General features: G+C 75.3%; 15 protein-coding genes and 3 tRNA genes. 3 read left to right on the plus strand and 15 right to left on the minus strand.

The features are described 5' to 3' along the window. Nucleotides 1-2: 2 nt before the first annotated feature. From SOY78_RS08190 to SOY78_RS08200, 3 genes are read right to left on the minus strand one after another with little or no spacing between them, the layout of a single operon-like run. Entirely contained in the window at nucleotides 3-2,195 is a 2,193-nt protein-coding gene (locus tag SOY78_RS08190; RefSeq protein ID WP_061867857.1) for an ATP-dependent DNA helicase RecG, read from the minus strand. Beyond that, nucleotides 2,185-3,225, minus strand: coding sequence for a DAK2 domain-containing protein (locus SOY78_RS08195; protein ID WP_324701428.1), 1,041 nt, complete (start codon nucleotides 3,223-3,225; stop codon nucleotides 2,185-2,187). The genes SOY78_RS08190 and SOY78_RS08195 overlap by 11 nt, the downstream gene beginning before the upstream one ends. After that, nucleotides 3,222-4,346, minus strand: coding sequence for an LCP family protein (locus SOY78_RS08200; protein ID WP_061867859.1), 1,125 nt, complete (start codon nucleotides 4,344-4,346; stop codon nucleotides 3,222-3,224). The genes SOY78_RS08195 and SOY78_RS08200 overlap by 4 nt, the downstream gene beginning before the upstream one ends. Nucleotides 4,347-4,435: 89 nt before the next feature. On the opposite strand from SOY78_RS08200, the gene SOY78_RS08205 reads away from it, so the two are divergent. Continuing rightward, nucleotides 4,436-4,915, plus strand: coding sequence for a DUF3515 family protein (locus SOY78_RS08205; protein ID WP_036312910.1), 480 nt, complete (start codon nucleotides 4,436-4,438; stop codon nucleotides 4,913-4,915). A gap of 28 nt (nucleotides 4,916-4,943) precedes the next feature. Here SOY78_RS08205 and SOY78_RS08210 read toward each other — a convergent pair whose 3' ends face one another. From SOY78_RS08210 to leuC, 6 genes are all read right to left on the minus strand, one after another. Further along, nucleotides 4,944-6,083 carry a D-alanine--D-alanine ligase family protein gene (locus tag SOY78_RS08210; RefSeq protein ID WP_324701429.1) on the minus strand — a complete coding sequence of 380 codons (1,140 nt, stop codon included), beginning with the start codon at nucleotides 6,081-6,083 and terminating at the stop codon, nucleotides 4,944-4,946. Further along, on the minus strand, nucleotides 6,080-7,117 hold the full coding sequence (locus SOY78_RS08215) for an NAD(P)H-dependent glycerol-3-phosphate dehydrogenase (protein ID WP_036382068.1): 1,038 nt from the start codon (nucleotides 7,115-7,117) through the stop codon (nucleotides 6,080-6,082). The genes SOY78_RS08210 and SOY78_RS08215 overlap by 4 nt, the downstream gene beginning before the upstream one ends. Continuing rightward, nucleotides 7,114-7,770, minus strand: a complete 657-nt coding sequence (locus SOY78_RS08220) for a lysophospholipid acyltransferase family protein (RefSeq protein ID WP_231862131.1) — start codon at nucleotides 7,768-7,770, stop codon at nucleotides 7,114-7,116. Before SOY78_RS08220 ends, SOY78_RS08215 begins: the two co-directional genes overlap by 4 nt. 98 nt (nucleotides 7,771-7,868) lie before the next feature. After that, nucleotides 7,869-9,197, minus strand: a complete 1,329-nt coding sequence (gene murA, locus SOY78_RS08225; RefSeq protein ID WP_002856412.1) for a UDP-N-acetylglucosamine 1-carboxyvinyltransferase — start codon at nucleotides 9,195-9,197, stop codon at nucleotides 7,869-7,871. Nucleotides 9,198-9,369: 172 nt separating this feature from the next. After that, nucleotides 9,370-9,975: a 3-isopropylmalate dehydratase small subunit gene (gene leuD / locus SOY78_RS08230; protein ID WP_036338085.1), complete on the minus strand. Its 606-nt coding sequence runs from the start codon at nucleotides 9,973-9,975 to the stop codon at nucleotides 9,370-9,372. 3 nt (nucleotides 9,976-9,978) lie between these two features. Continuing rightward, nucleotides 9,979-11,433, minus strand: coding sequence for a 3-isopropylmalate dehydratase large subunit (gene leuC / locus SOY78_RS08235; protein WP_141843537.1), 1,455 nt, complete (start codon nucleotides 11,431-11,433; stop codon nucleotides 9,979-9,981). A gap of 243 nt (nucleotides 11,434-11,676) precedes the next feature. Here leuC and SOY78_RS08240 point away from each other — a divergent pair, with 243 nt between their 5' ends. Continuing rightward, nucleotides 11,677-12,438: an IclR family transcriptional regulator gene (locus SOY78_RS08240; RefSeq protein ID WP_141843536.1), complete on the plus strand. Its 762-nt coding sequence runs from the start codon at nucleotides 11,677-11,679 to the stop codon at nucleotides 12,436-12,438. A 123-nt stretch (nucleotides 12,439-12,561) separates the two neighbouring features. Then, on the plus strand, nucleotides 12,562-14,028 hold the full coding sequence (locus SOY78_RS08245) for a UDP-glucose dehydrogenase family protein (protein WP_141843525.1): 1,467 nt from the start codon (nucleotides 12,562-12,564) through the stop codon (nucleotides 14,026-14,028). Nucleotides 14,029-14,215: 187 nt separating this feature from the next. On the opposite strand, the gene SOY78_RS08250 is transcribed toward SOY78_RS08245, so the two are convergent. The 6 genes from SOY78_RS08250 to SOY78_RS08275 form a co-directional block, all read right to left on the minus strand. Next, nucleotides 14,216-15,202: a thiamine-phosphate kinase gene (locus SOY78_RS08250; RefSeq protein ID WP_324701430.1), complete on the minus strand. Its 987-nt coding sequence runs from the start codon at nucleotides 15,200-15,202 to the stop codon at nucleotides 14,216-14,218. After that, a complete protein-coding gene (locus SOY78_RS08255) occupies nucleotides 15,199-16,959 on the minus strand; it encodes a GTPase (protein WP_141843522.1) in 1,761 nt (586 codons plus the stop codon). The genes SOY78_RS08250 and SOY78_RS08255 overlap by 4 nt, the downstream gene beginning before the upstream one ends. After that, nucleotides 16,956-18,764: a dynamin family protein gene (locus SOY78_RS08260; RefSeq protein WP_141843521.1), complete on the minus strand. Its 1,809-nt coding sequence runs from the start codon at nucleotides 18,762-18,764 to the stop codon at nucleotides 16,956-16,958. The genes SOY78_RS08255 and SOY78_RS08260 overlap by 4 nt, the downstream gene beginning before the upstream one ends. Nucleotides 18,765-18,869: 105 nt before the next feature. After that, a tRNA-Glu gene (locus tag SOY78_RS08265) sits at nucleotides 18,870-18,942 on the minus strand. Between the two features lie 129 nt (nucleotides 18,943-19,071). Continuing rightward, a tRNA-Glu gene (locus SOY78_RS08270) sits at nucleotides 19,072-19,144 on the minus strand. 55 nt (nucleotides 19,145-19,199) lie between these two features. Next, nucleotides 19,200-19,271 (minus strand) — tRNA-Gln (locus SOY78_RS08275). Nucleotides 19,272-19,310 lie beyond the last annotated feature (39 nt).

Here is a 19,310-nt window from a genome sequence, read left to right on the forward strand (position 1 = left end):
GCTCAGCCCTTCTCGAGGTAGTCGGCGGCGGTGAGGTGCTCGGCCTCCCAGCGGGCCACCTCGGCGGCGAGTGCCGGGTGGGCGGAGAGCCCGGGGCCGGCCGCCATGACCTGCGCGACGGCGTCGGCGGCCACGGCGATCAGCGGGGCGTCGGCGATGACGTCCACGTGGTGCAGCCCCGAGGCCAGCCCGGACTGGGCGGCGCCGAGCACGTCGCCGACGCCGCGCTGGGCGAGGTCCTCCTGCGCGATGCGCATGCCGTCCTGCTCCTGGGCCAGGACCTCGAGCCGGCGCAGCGACGGGTGCCCGTCCGGCAGGCGCGTGGCCAGCAGGCAGACCGCCGCCCCGGGCCCGCGGCCCACGCGGCCGCGCAGCTGGTGCAGGGTGGACAGGCCGAAGTCGTCGGCGTCGAGGATCGCCATGACCGTCGCGTTGGGCACGTCCACGCCCACCTCCACGACGGTGGTCGCCACGAGCACGTCCGTCTCCCCGCGCGCGAAGGCCTGCATCGCCGCGTCCTGCTCGGCCTGGTCCATGCGCCCGTGCACGGCGTCGATCCGCAGCCCCGCCAGCGCCGGGAGACCCCGCAGCCGGGGTGTCATCTCCTCCACGTTGGCGTGACCCGGGTCGGCGTCGTCGGGGTCGATGCGCGGGCACACCACGAACGCCTGGTGGCCGGCCGCCACGTGCTCGGCGATCAGCTCCCACACCCGGCCGATCACGCGCGGGCCGTGGGCCATCCGCGCCACGTGCGTGGTGACCGGCTGACGCCCCGACGGCAGCCCCTCGAGCACCGACAGGTCCAGGTCGCCGAACACCGTCATCGCCACGGAGCGCGGGATGGGCGTGGCGGACATGACGAGCAGGTGCGTGCCGGGATTGGCCCGCCGCAGGGCCTCGCGCTGGTCCACGCCGAAGCGGTGCTGCTCGTCGACGACGGCCAGGGCTAGCTCGGCGAAGCCCACCTTCTCGGAGAGCAGCGCGTGCGTCCCGACGGCGATCCCGGCCTCGCCGGAGGCCAGGGCCAGCAGCGCCTCCCGGCGCGCGGCGGTCTTGAGCGAGCCGGTGACCAGCACGACCCTCGTGGCCGGGCCGTCGCCGGCCCCGAGGGTGCCGGCCTCCGCAAGCGGGCCCATCAGGCGCAGCAGGGCACGGTGGTGCTGCGCGGCGAGCACCTCGGTGGGCGCCACCAGGGCGGCCTGGCCGCCGGCGTCCACGACCTGCAGCATCGCCCGCAGGGCCACGAGCGTCTTGCCCGCGCCCACGTCCCCCTGCAGCAGCCGGCTCATCGGGGCCTCCCGGGCCAGCTCGGCGGACAGCTGCTCCCCCACCGCCACCTGGCCGGGCGTGAGCGCGAACGGCAGTCGGGCGTCCAGGGCCTCGAGCAGGCCCCCGGGCCGCGGCGGGCGGGGCACGGCGGGCACCGCCCGCTCCCGGTCCCGGCGCCAGGCGAGCGCAGCCTGGACGAGCAACGCCTCACGCAGGGCGAGCGCGGTCCGCGCCGGGCCGGTGGCGGCGATGTCGTGCGGGGCGTGCAGGTCCCGGTACGCCTGGGCGGTGCCCGGCAGCGGCGCGTCCAGGTCGAGCGCCGCGGCGGCCTCCGCGCGGATCCGCTCGGTGAGCAGCTCGGGGATCCGTCCCAGGTCGACGGTCTCGAGCACCCGGGCGACGGCGGAGCGGACCGTCCACGACGGCAGCTTCCCCGTGGCCCGGTAGAGCGGGACCGGTCGCACTTCGACCTCCCCCGGGGCGACGTCGTCGTCCAGGAGGGCGAAGTCCGGGTTGTTCAGCGTGATCCGGCCGCGGTACTCGGTCGTGCGGCCCTGGAACATGGCGGTCATCCCGGGGGCGAGGCGGCGGCGGGCGTCGTGGCCGTTGAAGAAGGCCATGGACAGGCTCGCCCCCGGCACGCCGGCCACGGACGGGTCCGCGACGGTGACGTCCACGATGAACCCGGGCCGGCTGTGCATGCGCCGCGTGGTCACCGACTCCACGACGGCGACGACGGTCACCTCGGCGTCGTAGGGCAGCGCGGCGATGGGGGTGAGCTCGCCGCGCTCGATCCAGCGGCGCGGCACGTGGTCCAGCAGGTCCCCGACCGTGGTCAGCCCGAGCTCCTTCTCCAGGCGGGCGGGCAGCTTCCCGCCCAGCACCTCGGACAGGGGCAGGTCGGTGACGGGGGCCTCAGCGGCCATGGCACCCGTCCGGTGCGGCGTCGTCGCCGTGCGACGGCCCGGCCAGGTCGGTGACGGTCAGGCCCTCGACGTCGCCGGCGGCCCGCAGGGGGCCGATCGCGTCCTCGGCGCGGGGCACGTGCACGTGGACCCGCCACGGGACCCGGCCCTGCCCGTCACGGGCGGTGCCGAGGGGGGCCAGGATCACGGCGTCCCCCACGTCGGCCAGCCGTCGGCGCAGCCCGGCCACGGCGAGCGGGGTGAGCGTCAGGGTGCCCATCACCTCGACGGCCCCCTCGATCGGCGCCTCCGCCTCGGCGGCGTGCTCGCCCTCCGCGGCCTGGGCGCCCTCGACGTAGCCGGGGAGGGCGGTGGCCAGCTCCTCGTCCACGGGCGTGCCCGTCACGACGGAGCGCAGCGCCTCGAACACCCAGAGCAGCCCGACGGCGCCGGCGTCCACGACGTGCGCCCGGGTCAGCGGGGCGAGCAACAACTCGGTCTCCTCCACGGCCTGCACGCAGTCGGCCAGCATGACGGTCACGGCCGGGCCGAGGCGCACGGCCGGGTCCGCGTCCCCGGCCACCGCGGGCGTGTCGGGAGCCTGGGTGGACGAGCGCGCAAGGCTGCGGGCGGCCGCGGAGAGCACCGTGAGGATCGTCCCCTCGCGCGGATCCGACAGGGCCTGCCGGGCGGCCCGGTCGGCGGCCCCGAATGCCGCCGCCAGGGCGAACGCGTCGACGCGCTCCCGGCCGCGCAGGGGCTCGGCCATCCCCGCCAGGCTGACCGCCAGCAGCATGCCCGAGTTGCCTCGGGCCGAGTCCAGCGCGGCCGCGCCCGCGTGCGCGAGCACGGCGCCGACGTCGTCCTGTGCGGGGCAGGCGTCGGCCGCGGCGCGGGCCGCCGTCAGCGTGGCGAGCATGTTCGTGCCCGTGTCCGCGTCCGGGACCGGGAAGAGGTTCAGGGCGTCGAGCCGCGGCGCGGCCCGGCCCACGAGCTCCTCCGCGAGCGCGAGCCAGTGCCGTACCAACGACGGCCGGGGCGGCGTGCTCACTGCGTGACGGCCTCCCCCAGGGTGCCGGTGCGGATGCCCTTGCCCAGGCGGGCGATCGCCTCCCAGTCCGGCCACACGACGTCCTCGCCGGTGTCCGTGTAGCCCACGCCCACGGACGGCACCGTGCTGGTCACGATCGGGGCGTCGCGCGCATCGCGCAGGGACCACGCCAGGTTCGCGAGGGTGCCGGAGTCGAGCTCGTCGTCGAGGGTCAGGAAGGGGGCGAACTCCTCGACGGCGGCCTGCACGCGGCTCGGGTCCGAGAGGGTGTCGCGGGAGAGGAACGCGGCCACGATGGCCTTGACCAGGCGCTGCTGGTTCTCCACACGGTCGAAGTCGCTGCGCGGCAGGTTGTACCGCTCCCGCGCGTAGGCCAGGGCCTTGTCCCCGTCCATCTGCACGGTGCCCGCGGGGAAGTCGATGCCGCCGGTCGAGACGAAGGCGCTGGGGTTGTCCACGCTGACGCCGCCCAGGGCGTCCACGAGGCCCTTGAAGCCGGCGAGGTCCACGGCGATCACGTGGTCCACGCGTGCCTGGAACATGTTCTCCGCGGTGGCCACCGTCAGCGGGATGCCGCCGTACTGGTAGGCGGCGTTGACCTTGTGGTCCCCGTGTCCCGGGATCGGCACCCACATGTCGCGCATGATGGACATGACCTGGATCTCGCTGCGGTCCCCGGGCACGTGGACCCACATGAGGGTGTCCGACCGGCCGGCGGAGTCACGGCCCTCCGCGCCCGCGTCCTCGCCGACGAGCAGCACGTCGAGGGCCTGCTCGTCCGCCTTCTCGTCCGCGTCCGGGGCGACGGGGCCCTGGGCGCCTTCGGCGGCCTGGTCCGCGTCCATGCCGGGCGGCGGCGCGGTGGGCTGCTGGGCGGACGCCCCCGCGGCGCCCGGGCGGCCCGACTCGGCGGGGAACGCGCCGCCGTCGAAGCGCTGGGTGTCCTGGTCGATGATCCGGGCGATCCCGCCGACGTACACCGCCGCCGCGATGCCCACGGCCAGCAGCGCCACGAGCACCACCGCCAGGGCGATCAGCCACGGGCGGCGACGACGACGGCGCCGCCCGACGGCGACGTCCTCCTGCGGGGGGCGGGGGCGGGGGTCCGCGGTGCTGCTCACGTGGGCTCCTGAGGCGGGGACGGGAACGGTCCCGCCCATGCTAGGGCACGGGCCCCCGCGGGTCCCGGCGCCGCACGTATCCTGGGCGGATGGAATCCCGCCGTCTGCGTCGTCTCGTGCCCCTCCTGACCGCGATCGCCCTCGGCGCCACGGCCTGCACCGGACGGGTGGCCACGGTGGAGGCCGCGCCCCACGCCGCTGACCCGGCGTGTGCCCCGGCCATGGTGGCCATGCCCGACGCCCTGGGCGACCTCGACCTGCGCCCCACCGACAGCCAGGCGACGGCCGTGTGGGGTGACCCGGCCGCCGTCGTCCTGCGCTGCGGCGCCGAGGTCCCCGGCCCCACCACGGACCGCTGCATCTCCGTGGACGGGATCGACTGGGTCATCCGGGACGAGGACGAGAACTGGCGGATCACCACCTACGGCCGCGACCCGGCCGTGGAGGTGCTGTTCGGCAAGGACCAGGCCAGCTCGGACACCGTGATGGTGGGCCTGTCCTCGGCGGTCGCGCAGATCGAGTCCAGCGGCGGCTGCGTCAGCGTGCAGGACGCCACACCCGTCGGCTGAGACCGGCGCGGGCCGGCCGCGGGCCGCATCAGTGCAGGCCGACGCCCCGCTCGAGGGCGAGGTCCAGCAGCTCCGAGATCAGATCGTCGTAGGACAGGCCCGTCCGCTCCCACATGGCCGGGTACATGCTGATGGGCGTGAAGCCCGGCATGGTGTTGATCTCGTTGACCACCCAGCGCCCGTCCGGGGTGAAGAAGAAGTCGCAGCGGCCCAGGCCGGATCCGTCCACGGCCTCGAAGGCGCGGATCGCCAGGGCCCGCAGCCGCTCGATCTCCTCCTCCGGCAGCTCGGCCGGGCAGGACAGCTGGGTGGTGCCGGTGTCCTGGTACTTCGACTCGAAGTCGTAGAACTGCGTCTCACCCTCGTCGTGGGCCACGACGATCTCCCCCGGCAGCGAGGCGCGCGGGGCGGCGGAGCCGTGCCCGTCGAGGACGGCGCACTCGATCTCGCGGCCGACGATGCCCGCCTCCACCACGACCTTGGGGTCGAAGCGACGGGCCTCCTCGACGGCGGCACGCAGGCCCGCGGGCTCGGCGACGCGGGTGATGCCGAAGGACGAGCCGGCGCGGGCGGGCTTGACGAACAGCGGATAGGCGAGCGCCCCGGCGCGGGCGAGGGCCGCCTCCGGATCGCGCGCCCAGTCGCGGGCGGTGATGGTCTCCCACGGGCCGACCTCCAGGCCGGCGGCCTGGAAGGCGACCTTCATGAAGTGCTTGTCCATGCCGACCGCGGAGGCGAGCACGCCGCAGCCCACGTAGGGCAGACCCAGCGACTCGAACATGCCCTGGAGAGTGCCGTCCTCACCCCAGGGGCCGTGCAGCAGCGGGAACACGACGTCCACCGGGCCCAGCGAGGAGCCGTCGGCCGCGGTCAGCTCGACGGTGCCGTCCGGCAGGGCGCGCAGGCTCACCGGGGCCTCGGGCTCCGGCACCTCCGGCAGGGCGTCGCCGCCCAGGCGGAACGAGGCCACGTCCAGCTCGTCGTGCGACCACAGGCCGGAGCGGGCCACACCCACCGGCACGACGTCCCAGCGCTGACGGTCGGCCGCGTGCAGCACGCCCGCCGCGGTCACGCAGCTGATGGGGTGCTCGCTCGAGCGCCCGCCGAAGAGCAGGAGCACGCGGGGACGCGCGCCGGCGGCGGCCTCCGGGGCGGGGGTGGCGGTCATGCGGTGCGTCCTTCCGACTTCAGGTCACGGGCGAGCAGCAGCTCGGCGAGGCGGTCCACGGCCACGTCCCCGGCGACCACCCGGTCCATCAGCTCGCTGATGGGCATCTCCACACCGTGGGCGCGGGCGGCGTGCACGATGGCGGAGACGGACTTGATGCCCTCGGCCGTCTGGCTCATGGCGGCCACCGCCTCCTCCGCGCTGAGGCCGGTGCCGATGTGGCGGCCGGCCGTGCGGTTGCGGGAGAGGGGCGAGGCGCACGTGGCCACGAGGTCGCCCAGGCCGGCGAGCCCGGCCATGGTGGCCGGGTCGCCGCCGAGCGCGACGGCCAGCCGGGTGGTCTCGGCCAGGCCCCGGGTGATGACGGAGGCCTTGGAGTTGTCCCCCAGCCCCTGCCCGTCGCAGATGCCCACGGCGAGCGCGATGACGTTCTTCACCACGCCGCCGATCTCCACGCCCACGACGTCCGTGTTCGTGTAGGGCCGGAAGGTGCGGCCGGCCGTGAGGGCGGCGATGCGCTCCGCCGTCGCGCGCGAGGCCGAGGCGACCACCGTGGCGGTGGGCTCGCCGCGCGCGATCTCGAGGGCGAGGTTGGGTCCGGAGACCACCGCGAACCGGTCCGGGCTGAGGCCCAGCTCCTCCGCGCAGACCTGCGACATCCGCGCGTCGGTGCCGCGCTCGAGGCCCTTGACGAGGGAGACCACGACGGCGTCCGGGGCCAGGTCGGCGCGCACGGTGCGCAGGGTCTCGCGCACGTGCTGCGCGGGCACGGCCACCACCACGACGCCGGCGCCCCGGACCGCCTCGGCGGCGTCGGTGACGGCGCGCACGCAGGTGGGCAGGGTGATGCCGGGCAGGTACTCGGGGTTCTCGTGTCGCTCGGTGATGGCCTCGGCGACCTCGGCCCGCCGGGACCACATCACGATCTCGGACGCGCGGGCAGACTCGGGGCTGGTGCTCAGGCCCAGGACGCGGGCGAAGGCCGACCCCCAGCTGCCGGCCCCGAGGACGGCGACGGTGCGCGGATCGCTCATGCCCCGGTCACCCGCGCTCCGGTCGTGGGGTCCCAGCGGCCCTCCGGGGCCGGTTCTCCGCGCAGCTCGGCGACCAGGTCGGTGATCGCGGCCATCATGCGGCCGGTGCCCTCACGCAGGGTCGCCGCCGTCACGGGGCGGTCCCGCAGGTCCGCGAGGTCGACGGGCGCGCCGACCCGGATCCGGGCGGTCTTGCGCGGGAGGACGCGGAGGGAGCGGCCGCCGTACGGCAGCAGCTCCTGGATGCCCCACTGACCGACGGGGATGAGCGGGGCGCCGGTCTGCAAGGCCAGGCGCACGGCCCCGTTGCGCGCGGCCATCGGCCAGCCGTCGGGATCGCGGGTGACGGTGCCCTCCGGGTACACGATGATCGCCCGGCCCGTGGCGACGGCCTCGCGGGCGGCGGCGAGCGAGCGACCGCCGTCGCGGGTGCGCTCGACCGGGATCATGCGGGTGGCCTCGAGGACCTGCTTGAGCACGGGCACCTTCCAGAGCTCGGCCTTGGCGAGGAAGGTCGGCAGCAGGCCCTGGTTGTAGACCATGTGGGCCACGGAGAGCGGGTCCACCTCCGAGATGTGGTTGACGGCGAGGATCGCGCCGGTCTCGGGCAGGTGCTCGGTCCCCTCCCACACCTGGCGGACGAGGGCACGCATCGCCGGTCGCACGATCACCCCCGGGATCACGTAGGGGGCCCGCGCGGCACGCGTCGGACGACCCCCCGCGGCGGCAGGGCTCTGCGCGTCCACGCCGCTCACCGGTCGCGTTCGGTCAGCTCGACGTCGGCGCCGAGGCCCTCGAGCTTCGCCATGAAGTGCTCGTAGCCGCGGTTGATGATCTCCAGGCCCGTCGCCGTGGAGGTGCCCTCAGCGGTGAGGGCGGCGATCAGGTGGGAGAAGCCGCCGCGCAGGTCCGGGATGTCGAACTCGACGCCGTGCAGCGGCGTCGGGCCGGAGATCACGGCCGAGTGCAGGAAGTTGCGCTGACCGAAGCGGCACGGCACGGAGCCGAGGCACTCGCGGTGCAGCTGGATGGAGGCGCCCATCCGCACGAGGGCGTCGGTGAAGCCGAAGCGGTTCTCGTACACGGTCTCGTGCACGATGGAGACCCCCTTGGCCTGGGTCAGCGCCACCACGAGGGGCTGCTGCCAGTCGGTCATGAAGCCGGGGTGCACGTCCGTCTCGAGCACGAGCGGGTTGAGGTCGCCGCCGGCGTGCCAGAACCGGATGCCGTCGTCGACGACGTCGAACTCGCCGCCGATCTTGCGGTAGGTGTTCAGGAACGCCGTCAGGTCGCGCTGCTCGGCGCCGCGGACGTAGATGTCCCCGCGGGTGGCCAGGGCGGCGGAGGCCCACGAGGCGGACTCGTTGCGGTCGGGCAGCGCGATGTGGTTGTAGCCGCGCATCTCGCTCACGCCCTCGATGCGGATGGTGCGGTCCGTCTGCACGGTGATGATCGCGCCCATCTTCTGCAGGACGGCGATGAGGTCGTGGATCTCCGGCTCGACGGCGGCGCCCTTGAGCTCGGTGATGCCCTCGGCCTTCACGGCGGTCAGCAGCACCTGCTCGGTGGCTCCGACGGAGGGGTACGGCAGCTCGAGCTTGGCGCCGTGCAGGCCCTTGGGGGCGGAGATGGAGATGCCGCCCGGGCGCTTGTCCACGACGGCGCCGAAGTTGCGCAGCACGGCCAGGTGGTAGTCGATCGGGCGGTCGCCGATCTTGCAGCCGCCGAGGTCGGGGATGAAGGCCTCGCCGATCGCGTGCATGAGCGGGCCGCAGAAGAGGATCGGGATGCGCGAGTCGCCGGCGTGGGCGTCGATCTCGGCGGTCAGGGCCGACTTCACCCCGGCCGGGTCCATCGTGATCCGCCCGGTCTCCTTGTCCCACTCCACGGACACGCCGTGGATCTCGAGGAGGGAGCTGACGACGTCCACGTCCTTGATCTCGGGGATGTTCCGGAGCACGGACGGCGAGTTGCCGAGCAGGGCGGCCACCATGGCCTTGGGCACCAGGTTCTTGGCACCGCGCACGGTCACCTCACCGGTCAGCGGCTTGCCGCCATGGATGGTCAAGAGCTTCGCCATGCGCGTCCTTCCTCAGCGCGGCCGCAGGGCCACGGTCTCGGCCACTCCGCCGGAGCGGGGAGGTCTCTGAACGGGACCGCCCGCCGTGTGCGGCGGGCGGTCCCGGAATCGCCTCCCAGCATAGGGCGTCGCCGGGCACGCGCGGCAATGGTGCGCCCCCGGCGGCGGCCGGTCAGCCGGCCGTGCGGGCCGGCAGGGTGGTGGGCTTGTACGCGGGGCGGTCCGCCTCGTAGGCGTCGATCTCGGCCTGGTGCCCCAGGGTGACGGCGATGTCGTCCAGGCCCTCGAGCAGCCGGTGACGGGTGTCGTCGTCGATCTGGAAGGGGGCGGTCACATCCCCGCACTCGACGGTGCGTGTGACGAGGTCCACGGTGACCGGGGTCCCGGGACGGTTCTCCAGCTCCTTCCAGATGCGCTCGACGTCCTCCTGCTCCACCTGGGCCGCGACGAGCCCCTGCTTGGCGGAGTTGCCGCGGAAGATGTCCGCGAAGCGCGGGGAGATCACGGCGCGGAAGCCGTAGTCCTTGAGCGCCCACACGGCATGTTCGCGCGAGGAGCCGGTGCCGAAGTCGGAGCCCGCCACGAGCACGGTGCCCCCGCTGAACGGCTCGGTGTTCAGGATGAAGTCGGGGTCCTGGCGCCAGCCGGCGAACAGGGCGTCCTCGAAGCCCGTGCGGGAGATCCGCTTGAGGTACACGGCCGGGATGATCTGGTCCGTGTCCACGTTCGAGGCGCGCAGCGGCACGCCGACGCCGGTGTGGGTGGTGAACTTCTCCATGGCTCAGGCCTCCTGGGGGGTGAGGGCGGGCAGGTCGGACGGGCTGGCGAGGCGGCCCAGCACGGCGGTGGCCGCGGCGACCACCGGGGACACCAGGTGGGTGCGCCCGCCCTTGCCCTGCCGGCCCTCGAAGTTGCGGTTGGAGGTGGACGCGCAACGCTCCCCCGGGGAGAGCTGGTCCGGGTTCATGCCCAGGCACATGGAGCATCCGGCGAACCGCCACTCGGCCCCGAAGTCCTCGAACACCCTGTCCAGGCCCTCGTCCATGGCCTGCAGACGCACGCGCGCCGAGCCCGGCACGACCATGACGCGCAGCCCCTCGGCCTTGCGCCGGCCCCGGACGACCTCGGCGAACGCCCGCAGGTCCTCGATGCGGGAGTTGGTGCACGAGCCCATGAACACGGTGTCGACCTCGACCTGCTTCATCGGGGTGCCGGGGGCCAGGTCCATGTAGGACAGCGCCTTGCGGGCCGCCTCCTGGGCCACCGGGTCGGCGAAGTCCTCGGGCGCGGGGACGGTGTCGTTCAGGCTCACACCTTGCCCCGGGTTGGTGCCCCACGTGACGAACGGCTCCAGCGTGTCCGCGTCGATGACCACCTCGGCGTCGAACTCCGCGCCCTCATCCGTGGCGAGGGTGCGCCAGTGCTCGACGGCGGCGTCCCAGTCGGCGCCCTCGGGGGCATGGGGCCGCCCCTTCAGGTAGGCGAAGGTGGTCTCGTCCGGGGCGACCATGCCGGCGCGGGCGCCGGCCTCGATGGACATGTTGCAGATGGTCATCCGGCCCTCCATGGAGAGGTTCCGGATGGCCTCACCGCGGTACTCGAGCACGAAGCCCTGGCCCCCGCCCGTGCCGATCTTCGCGATGACCGCGAGGATGATGTCCTTGGCCGTCACACCCGGGCGCAGCGTGCCGTCCACGGTGACCGCCATGGTCTTGAAGGGCTTCAGCGGCAGGGTCTGGGTGGCCAGGACGTGCTCGACCTCGGAGGTGCCGATGCCGAACGCCAGGGCGCCGAACGCGCCGTGGGTGGAGGTGTGGGAGTCGCCGCAGACCACGGTGAGGCCGGGCTGGGTCAGGCCCAGCTGGGGGCCGACGACGTGGACGATGCCCTGCTCGGCGTCCCCCAACGGGTGCAGGCGGACGCCGAACTCGGCGCAGTTGGCCCGCAGGGTCTCGATCTGGGTGCGCGAGGTGGCATCCGCGATCGGCTGGTCGATGTCCAGCGTCGGGGTGTTGTGGTCCTCCGTGGCGATGGTCAGGTCGGGCCGACGCACCGGACGGCCGGCCAGACGCAGCCCCTCGAAGGCCTGCGGGCTCGTCACCTCGTGCACGAGGTGCAGGTCGATGTAGAGCAGGTCGGGGGTGCGGGAGGCGCCCTCGCCCTCGCCGCGCACCACCACGTGTTCGTCCCAGACCTTCTCGGCCAGCGTCCTGGGTCCCGTCGTCGCCGTCGTCATCTGCCGCACCTTCCTGCTCACGCACCTGTCGGTCGTCGCCCGGCGCGGGGCGCCGGTGCTCACGGACCACTGTGGGGCGCGGCGGGGCCGTTCTCGACCACGGGGCGCGATATTCCATATCGTGAGATTTCGTCTCATATTCCGGAATCGGCGGCGGCCGGCCCGGTCGCACACGACGCGCGCCGACACCCAAGGCCGTCCGCGCAGTGAGACGACTACGATCACCCCATGACCACCGAGCCCATGCGCCCACCCACCGAGGACGACCTCATCGGCCCCTCGCTCCACCGGCATCCCAGCGGCGTCGGCGTGGTGGACAAGTCGGTGGCGATCCTCGACGCGCTCGAGTCCGGCCCGGCCACGCTCGCCCAGCTCGTCACCGCCACCGGGATCGCGCGGCCCACGCTGCACCGGCTCGCGGCCGCCCTCACGCACCACCGCATGGTGGGCAAGGACCTGCAGGGCCGCTACGTGCTGGGCACCCGCCTGGCCGAGCTCGCCTCCGCTGCCGGCGAGGACCGGCTCACGACGGCCTCCGGCCCGGTGCTGCTGTGGCTGCGTGATGCCTCGGGAGAGAGTGCCCAGGTGTTCCGTCGGCAGGCGGACTCCCGCGTGTGCGTGGCCAGCGCGGAGCGGCCCTGGGGCCTGCGCGACACCATCCCCGTGGGCGCCCGCATGTCCATGAAGGCCGGCTCCGCCGCGCAGGTGCTCCTGGCCTGGGAGGACCACGAGCGGCTCGTCGAGGGGCTGGCCGGCGCCGTCTTCACACCCACCGTCCTCGCGGCGGTGCGGCGGCGCGGCTGGGCCCAGTCCCTGGCCGAGCGTGAGCCCGGGGTCGCCTCGGTGTCCGCACCGGTGCGCGGCCCCAGCGGCCGCGTCATCGCGGCGGTCTCGATCTCCGGCCCCCTCGAGCGGCTCTCCCGCCAGCCGGGCCGGCTGCACGCGGACGCCGTCGTCTCCGCCGCGACGCGGCTCACCGAGCTCATCCGCGCCGGCGAGGCCTGAGGCCCGCCCGCGCCACCGACGGGACGCGCCGCGGAGGCACCCCGTTCTTCCCGCGTTCACCCGCGGGGCCTAGCGTCAACCAGGTCCCCGACCGCCACCCCCCGCACCACCGAGGAGTCCGCCGTGACCGAGACGACCGCGCCCGCCGCCCCCGCCGAGCAGGAGGCCGCGCCGCGGCTGTCCGTGATCGGCACGGGCTATCTGGGCGCCACGCACGCCGCCTGCATGGCCGAGCTGGGCTTCGAGGTCCTCGGCGTGGACGTGGACCCGGCCAAGATCGAGCGCCTGGCCCGCGGCGAGGTGCCCTTCCACGAACCCGGCCTGCCCGAGCTGCTGCGCACCCACGTCGCCTCCGGGCGGCTGCGCTTCACCACCGACGTCGCGGAGGCGGCCCGCTGGGCGGACGTCCACTTCATCGGCGTCGGCACCCCGCAGAAGGTGGGCGAGACCGCGGCGGACCTGAGCTACGTGGACGCCGCCGTCGCCTCCCTCGCCGCGGCGATCGACCGCGACGCGCTGATCGTCGGCAAGTCGACCGTGCCCGTGGGCACGGCGCGCCGCCTGGCCGAGCTCGTGCGCACCGTGCGCGCGGAGGCCGGACTGCCGGGCGAGGTCGAGCTCGCCTGGAACCCCGAGTTCCTCCGGGAGGGCTTCGCCGTGAGGGACACGCTCACCCCGGACCGCCTCGTCATCGGCACGCACGGGCCCCGCGCCGAGGGCATCCTGCGCCGCGTCTACGCGCGGCAGCTCGCGGCCGACACCCCGTGGATCAGCACGGACCTCGAGACGGCCGAGCTGGTGAAGGTGGCCGCCAACGCCTTCCTGGCCACGAAGATCTCGTTCATCAACGCGTTCTCGGAGATCACCGAGAACGTGGGCGGGGACATCGGCACCCTCGCGGACGCGATCGGCCACGACGCGCGGATCGGACGCCGGTTCCTCAACGCGGGCGTGGGCTTCGGGGGCGGCTGCCTGCCCAAGGACATCCGCGCGCTCCAGGCCCGCGTCTCCGAGCTGGGCCTGGACCGGACCATGCGGTTCCTGGCGGAGGTGGACGACATCAACCTGCGCCGCCGTGACCGCGTGGTGGACCTGGCGGTGCAGGTGCTCTCCGCGGCTCGCGACGGCCGGATCCGCCGGGCCGAGGTCTCCGGGCCCGCCCCCACCCCCGCGAGCGTGCAGATGCTCAACGGCACGCGGATCGCCGTGCTGGGCGTCACGTTCAAGCCGGACTCCGACGACGTCCGGGACTCCCCCGCCCTCGACGTCGCCAACCGTCTCTACACGGCCGGCGCCGACGTCCGGGTGTACGACCCCGAGGGCAACGCCAACGCGTCCGCCCGCTTCCCGCGGCTCGACTACGTGGACTCTCTCGAGGCGGCCGTGGACGGCGCCGAGCTGACCCTGCTGCTGACCGAGTGGCGCCAGTTCCGCGAGATGGATCCGGACGCCGTGGGCGCACGCGTGGCCTCCCGCCTGCTGATCGACGGGCGTAACGTCCTGGACGTCGCCGCGTGGCGCGAGCACGGGTGGGACGTCATCGGCCTCGGCCACCGCTTCGACCCGGAGCGACTCCTCCGCGCGGCCTGACCCGCCCGCGGACCTCGTCCCGGGCGTTCAGCCGGCGAACGGGTCCCAGCCGGACTCGGACAGGGGCCGGTGCCCGGTCGGCGGCCGGCCCCGGCCGGCACGAGCCCGCCGATCCGCGTGAACCCCCGGGGCAGCTCGGTCTCGGGCCACGCCAGCCCCAGGAGACCGTAGTCCTCGCCCCCGCCGGTCACGAGCGCCTCCGGACTGGTCCCGGCCAGGGCGGCCACGCGGCGCAGGGGTGCGGCGGTCTCCGCCAGCCAGGCCTCGTCCAGCCACGGTGCCGGCGCGAGCCGGCCCCGCCGGTGGCGACCGCCATGCGGTGCGCGTCCTTGCCCAGGCCGTCGGAGACGTCCATGAGGGTGAGCAGGCCGGCCGTCACCGCGGCGGGCCCGAGGGCCAGCGGCGGGCGGGGTCGCAGCTGGGCGCGGACGGCGCGGGCGAGCTCCCGCGGTGACGGCCGGTCGGCGGCGGGGAGGGCGTCCGCCCGTCGCTCCAGCTCCGCGCGGTCGGTGAGCAGCAGGGTGAGCCCGGCGGCGGCCCACCCCGGCCCCGAAGGCGCGGCGGCCCGGGGACCGTCCGGCACCGCCTGGGCATGGACGAGGTCGGCGCCCTCGGCGAGCACGCGGTCCCGGTCCGCCGCGGCCGGTGTGCGGCACAGCACTCCGCCGGGGTGCGGGTCCCCGAGCACCGTCACCGCGGCGTGGACCCGTCCGCCGGTGCCCAGGTCGCCCCCGGCCACCCGGCAGTCCGGCGCGCCGAGGTGACGCACCGCGCCCACGATGCCCGCGGCGAACGACCGCACCCAGGCGACCGGCGTCGTCGGCGGCAGGGTGAGGGCGGTGACGAGCGCCGAGGCGGTCCCGCCCATCGCGTTGACGTCCGAGAGGTTCTGGGCGACGGCCTTCCAGCCGGCGTCGTGGCCGCGGGTGCGGGGGCCGGCGGGCCAGCGGTGCAGGAAGTCCGTGCCCTCCCCCATCGCGTCCGTGGAGATGAGCGTCCCACCGCGGGGCGCGGGCACGAGGGCGGCGTCGTCGCCCGGGGCGACGGTGCCGGCGGGCCAGTGGCCGTCCCGGACGGCGGGGGCGAGCCCGGTCAGGACGACCTCCAGCAGCTCGGCCTCCGTGAGGTCGCCGACGGTCGCCCCCGCCGCAGCCGCGGGGTCGCGCACCGTCATCGGCGGCCCCGCCGGACCGGGACGCCGGAGGCCCGGGCGAGGGCGTCGCGGAAGGCGTGGAAGCGGTCCACCTCGGAGCGCACCGGGTCGACGACGAGCCGCCGGCCGACGTCGGTGGTCGCCTCCTCGAGGCGGCGGCGCGCGCGGCGTCCCCGCGCCGCGGCGGTCCACCGGGTCAGGGGGATCGCCAGCAGGGCCAGCAGCACGCCGAGCGCGAGGCCGCCGACGAGCAGCAGCGTCGGGAGGGGGAAGCCCTCGACCGTGGGCGCGGGCGGCAGGGGGAACTGCAGGTACCCGGCCAGGGCGAGCACGCCCAGCCAGCCGGCGCCGACGACGGCGGTGAGGAGGGCGAGCCACTGCAGCACGTCGAGCACGGGGTGCCACCAGCTGCCCCGGCCGGCACCGAGGTCGGTGGCGGCGATCGCCTGGTCCACGGCGCCGGGGAGCTCCTCGGCGTGCTCCCGGCCCGCGTGGCGGATGGCGGCGGCCCACGGCTCGGAGGCCCCCGCGCCGGCCGCGGCGGCCAGCGTGCGGACCGCGCCGTCGACGACGGCCCGCTGGGTGCCCGAGCGCTCGGGCAGGGAGGTGCGGTGCAGCGCGGGGTCGCGGGCGACCTCGTCCCGGTCGCGGCGGGGGGCGGCGCGCTCGGGCATCAGGTGCAGGCGCCGCAGGGGGTCCGCGCGGAAGGAGTGCATCCAGCGCAGCACGGGCCAGCTGGTGCGCTTGGCCGAGCGCAGCCGGTACGAGCCCTCCACCGCCCGGACGACGGCCGGCACGCCGCCGGCCACGGCCAGCTCGCGCCCGAGCCGCTGCTCGTCCCCGGGCCCGACGCCGGCCGGCTCGCCCTCGCCCGAGGCGGCGGCGAGGTCCGCGGCACGGGCCGCGACGTCCGCGCCCAGGCGCTCGGCGGCCGCGCCGCGCTGGGCGACGATCGCCGCGACCTGCCGGCCGACCTCCTCGAGGCCCTCCCCCGTGCGCGCGGACACGGGCAGCACCCGGACGTCGCCGAGGCCGTGCCCCGAGAGCATCCGGCGCAGCGAGGCCAGCACGACGTCCCGGTCACGCACCGAGAGCCGGTCCACCTGGTTGAGCAGCACGAGGGTCACGGCCGCGTGCGAGCCCATGGTCGCCAAGAACTCGCGGTGCAGCACGGCGTCCGCGTACTTCTCCGGGTCCACGACCCACACCAGCACGTCCACGTGGCCGGCCAGCCGGGAGGTGATCTCGCGGTTGCCCCGCTCGACCGAGTCGATGTCCGGCAGGTCCAGCAGGATCAGGCCGGTGGCGTCGGCGCCGTCACGGCGGCCGAAGCCGAGGAACCCGGGGCGGCCGTCGTCGAGCACGGGCGCCTCGTCCAGCAGGTGGCGGCGGCGCACGCCGAGCCAGTCGAGCAGGGCGGCCGCGCCGCCGCCCTCGCCGGTGCCGTCGCCGTGCTCCGCGTCCGGGTCCAGCCCCTGTCCCCGGCCCACGCCCCAGACCGCGGCGAGCGGCTCGGACGTGGTGGGCCGGGTGGCGGCCACGCGGGCCAGGTCGCGGCCGGTGAGCGCGTTGAACAGGGAGGACTTGCCGGAGCCCGTCGCCCCGAAGAACCCGACCACGGTGTGCTCCGCGGAGAGTGCCTGGCGCTCCCCGGCCGCGCGCACGACGGCCTCGGCCCCGGCCACGACGTCCTCGGGCAGGCGGCCCGCGGCCAGCTCGGCGGCCTCGCCGAGGGCGTCCAGGCGGGGGGCCAGGGCGGGGGTGTCGCGGCGGCTCATCGGGGCTCCTCCCCCGCCTCGGCGGCGGACGGGGCGTGCTCGGGCCCGGTCGGGCCGTCGACGCCGGCGGCCACCCCGCGGCGCAGCACCGGCACGAGGGCGCGCAGCTCCTCGGTGGCCTGCGGCTCGCGCTCGAGGTGGAGCAGCGGCAGGAAGCGGTCCGCGAGCACGGTCTCGAGGAAGGCCCGCACACGGCGCTCGAGCAGCTCATCGGCCCGCCGGGCCATGCGGCGCACGGCGTCCTCGCCGAAGATCGACTCGAGCAGCTTCTGCCCGACGACGGCGGCGCCGCCGGCGATGCCGACCTCGATGCCCGCGAGTCCGCCGGTGGAGGCGAACGAGATGATCATGAGGGCCACGGCCGCGCCGTTCACGCCGGTGGCCGCCAGGCGGGCGCGCGTGCGCTTGCCCGCGCCCTCCTCCTGGATCAGCGCCAGCACGTCCGACTGCCAGTCCCGCACGACGTCGGCCGCCCGCGCCGATGCGTCCGGCGTCAGGGCACCCAGGTCGCGCCCGGCCACGAGGGCCCGGCCCGCCGGCTCGGACGCCCAGCGCCGCTCGATCTGCTCGGCGGCCGCGGCGGCCGCCTCGACCATCACGGCGTGCAGGCCGGTCTCCAGTGCGGTCTCGACCTCCTCGGGCGCTGCCGGGCGCCCGCGCACCAGGGCGCCGAGGCGGTCCCGCAGCCGGCCGATCGTGGTCTCGACGCCGCGGAAGAACTCCCCCGTGCCGACGAAGTCCTGCCAGCGGGAGAGCACCTCGCCGCGCAGCAGCGTGCCGTCCGAGGTGGCCTCACGGACCCGGCCGACGGCCTGGTCCGTGGAGTCCCCCACGATCCGGGCGAGCAGGTCCGCGGCATGCCGCTGCTCCTCCTCGGCGCGGGCCAGGTCGGCGACGCGGGCGGCCAGCTGGCCCAGCACGCCGTCCACGGTCCGGCGGGCGACGGCGCCGCGCGCCTGGGCGTCGGCGGCGAGGGTCTCGAGCCACGCGCGCAGGCCCGCGACGTGCTCCTGCGGGAGCAGGCCGCGCTCGTCGAAGCGGGTCTCGGGGATCACGTGGATCCGGGCGTCGGCGAGGCCGCGCTCGGTGAGCATGCGCCGCAGGTCCGGGGTGATGTCCTCCGCCGCGCCCTCGGGCACGCGGCCGAGCACGACGGCCACGGTGATGTCGCGGGCGGCGGCCTCGTCCAGCAGCTGCCAGGGCACGGCGTCGGCGTAGCGGTGCGCCGTCGTCGTGAAGATCCACAGGTCGGCGGCTTCGAGGAGCTGCCGGGCCAGCGCGCGGTTCTGGTCCGCCACGGAGTCGATGTCCGGGGCGTCCACGAGGGCGATGCCCGAGGGCAGTGCGGGCTCGGCCACGAGCGCGACCGTGTCCATCGCGGACTGGTCGGGTTCGACGGGGCCGGCGGCCGCGTCGCGGTGCACGCTGACGCGGGCGAGGTCGGGCAGCACCCGCGGGCCCGTGAACCAGTGGGCGTCGGCGGGGTTGTGCAGCAGCAGAGGCTGCCGCGTGGTGGGCCGCAGGGCGGAGGAGCGGGAGACCTCATGGCCGACGAGCGCGTTCACCAGCGTGGACTTGCCCGCACCGGTGGAGCCGCCGACGACGGCCAGCAGCGGCGCGTCGAGCGAGTCGAGGCGGGGCAGCACGTAGTCGTCGATCTGGTGCAGGGTGCGCTCGCGCTCGGCGCGGTCCTGCCCCGCAGTGACGGTCTCGAACGGCAGCTCGAGCGCGGCGAGGTGCTCGCGCACGCGGCGGACGGCCGTGTCGACACCGAGGTCTGGGGCGTTCTGATCCGTGTGTGGCACGTGGGCCATCGTCTCACGGCGCGCGCCGACCGCCCATCCCGCCGGCCCGGCGGACGGAGACGACGGAAGCCCGGTCCGCAGGGACCGGGCTTCCTGTCACTCGGGTGACCCCAGCGGGATTTGAACCCGCGTTACCGCCGTGAGAGGGCGGCGTACTAGGCCGCTATACGATGGGGCCGAGCGCGCTGTCCGCGTGTGCGGAAGCGATGCCGTGGAGACCTTCTTCTGCGCCTGCGTCTCCTGTTCAGGCGGCGGATGCGTTCATCCGCCCGTGCCGTTCCGGTCCGAGGACCGGGCGGCGACTGCGTGACCCCAGCGGGATTTGAACCCGCGTTACCGCCGTGAGAGGGCGGCGTACTAGGCCGCTATACGATGGGGCCGTGCGCCACGTCCGAGCGTCTCCGCCCGTGCGCGTCCACTGAGTCCGAAGACTCGCTGGGGTACCAGGACTCGAACCTAGAATGACGGTACCAGAAACCGTTGTGTTGCCAATTACACCATACCCCACTGTCGGTCAAGCATGCCTGGCCGATGTGCATCATATTC

This window comes from Micrococcus sp. HOU01 (assembly GCF_035609305.1).
GTDB classification, from domain to species: domain Bacteria; phylum Actinomycetota; class Actinomycetes; order Actinomycetales; family Micrococcaceae; genus Micrococcus; species Micrococcus luteus.